This window comes from Streptomyces sp. NPDC002403 (assembly GCF_053593015.1).
Genome location: NZ_JBSFBQ010000144.1, coordinates 1 through 2,099, shown reverse-complemented (window position 1 = coordinate 2,099; position 2,099 = coordinate 1). Strand labels below are relative to the sequence as shown.

The 2,099-nt window shown below is 70.5% G+C and carries 1 pseudogene; it reads left to right on the top strand.

The window, feature by feature from the left end:
* Positions 1-50: 50 nt before the first annotated feature.
* A pseudogene (locus ACWCPY_RS43180) lies at positions 51-2,099 on the top strand (hypothetical protein); the annotation flags it as partial.

Genomic DNA, 2,099 nt, shown 5'->3' with positions numbered 1-2,099 from the left:
AGATCAGGGACGTCCTCACGGCCAACGGCATCACCGTCAAGCCAGTCCAATTGCAGTTCGGCAACGAGCGGCGCCAACGGGTGGGGGTGCGGGTGAGGGACCTGGGCGGGCACGGCCTCGCCCACCTCCCGACCATCGAGGGCCTCGCCCGCACCATCCGCCAGCTGGCCGCGCAGCGGGAACGCGGGGTCGGTGTGCACCTTGAGGTCCTGACCACCCACCTCCGCGGCCTACAGGAACTCGAGCACCTCGACCTGCAGGAATTCGAGGTCAGGGGCGTCCTTGAGGCCGCTGGCATTAGCGTCCAGCGATTCACATGGCTGGACGGCGACGAGCGGCGCAAACGGCTGGGGGTGCGGGTGGAGGACCTGGGCGGGCACGGCCTCGCCCACCTCCCGACCATCGAGGACCTCGCCCGCACCGTCTACGAGTTGGCATCAGCGAACGACCAGCCCGGTGTGCACCTTGACGACCTGGCCACCCACCTCCGCAGCCTGCAGGAACTCGAGCACCTCGACCTGCAGAAATACGAGATCAGGGGCGCCCTTGAGGCTGCTGGCATCGACATCCAGAGAATCGAGCTGTGGGTCGGTGACGAGCGGCGCGACCTGTTGGGGGTGCGGGTGGATGCCCTGGGCCGGCACGGTCTCGCCCACCTCCCGACCATCGAGGACCTTGCCCGCACCATCCGCGAGCTGGCAGAAGCGGACAACCAACCCGGTGTGCACCTCGCCGCCCTGGCCACCCGCCTCCGCCTGAAGGAGGACGAGATCAGACGCGTCCTCGAGGCCCATGGCATCCCCGTCCAGCAACTCAAGCTTCCCGTCGGTGACAGGCAGCGCAACTGGGTGGGGGTGCGGGTGGATGCCCTGGGCCAGCACGGCCGCTCAGACGGGGACGGGGCCGGGGGCGAGCTGGGTGAACTGCCCCCGGACGCCTCTGACGAACCGGGCAGGACAGGAGCGGAGGAGACCACGGACCAGGATGGCCCCAGCCGGACCCACCACCCCGACACCCCCCCACTGGCCATCGAGGACCTCGCCCGCACCATCCGCGAGCTGGCAGAAGCGGACAACCACCTCGGTGTGCACCTCGACGCCCTGACCACTCACCTGAGCCTGCGGGAAGACGTCATCGGGGGCGTCCTCGAGGCCGCCGGCGTCAGCGTCAAGAAGCTAGAGCTGCGGTTCGACGGCAAGCGGCGCTTCCGGCTGGGGGTGCGGGTGGACGCTCTGGGTCGGCATGGCCTCGCCCACCTCCCGACCATCGAGGACCTTGCCCGCGCCATCCGCGAGCTGGCAGCAGCGGATAACCGCCTCGGTGTGCACCTCGACGCCCTGGCCGCCCACCTCCGCCGGAAGGAACGTGTGATCAGGGGCGTCCTCGAGGCCAACGGCATCAGCATCAAGAATCTCGACCTGCCGTTCGGCGACGAGCGGCGCCAGCGGGTGGGGGTGCGGGTGGATGCTCTGGGCGGGTATGGCCTCGCCCACCTCCCGGCTGTCGAGGACCTTGCCCGCACCGTCCGTGAGCTGGCAGCAGCGGACAACCAACCCGGTGTGCACCTCGCCGACCTGGCCGCCCGCCTCCGCCTGCGGGAAGACGAGGTCAGGGGTGTCCTCGAGGCCGCCGGCGTCAGCGTCAGGAAGCTCAACCTGCGGTTCGGCGGCAAGCAGAGCCATCGGTTGGGGGTGCGGGTGGATGCTTTGGGCGGGCGTGGCCTGGTCGGGGGTGGGTCGGGTGGGCTGTTCCGGGATGCTTCCGGTGGGGCGGGTGGGGCGGGTGTGGGGGAGAGCGTGGGTCCGGTCGGTTCTGGCGGGGCCCGTCATCGTGTTTCTCTTCGGCCGGTTGTCGGGGGTGTTGCGGGTTCTTCTCGTGATCGGGTGGCGGTGAACGGCCGGGGTGGTGTGCATCCCGCGGACCCGGATGGCCCGGCTTCCCTCCGCCGGGGGGAAGACGAGGCTGTGCCGGGTGTGCCGGGTGTGCCGGGTGTGTCGGCTGTGTCGTGGGCTGGTGCTGTGGAGCATGGTCGGTGGGGGGAGGGGGTGTCGGGGGCCGGTGAGTATGGGGTCGGCCCGGGGGCGCGGCGCGGTGATGTT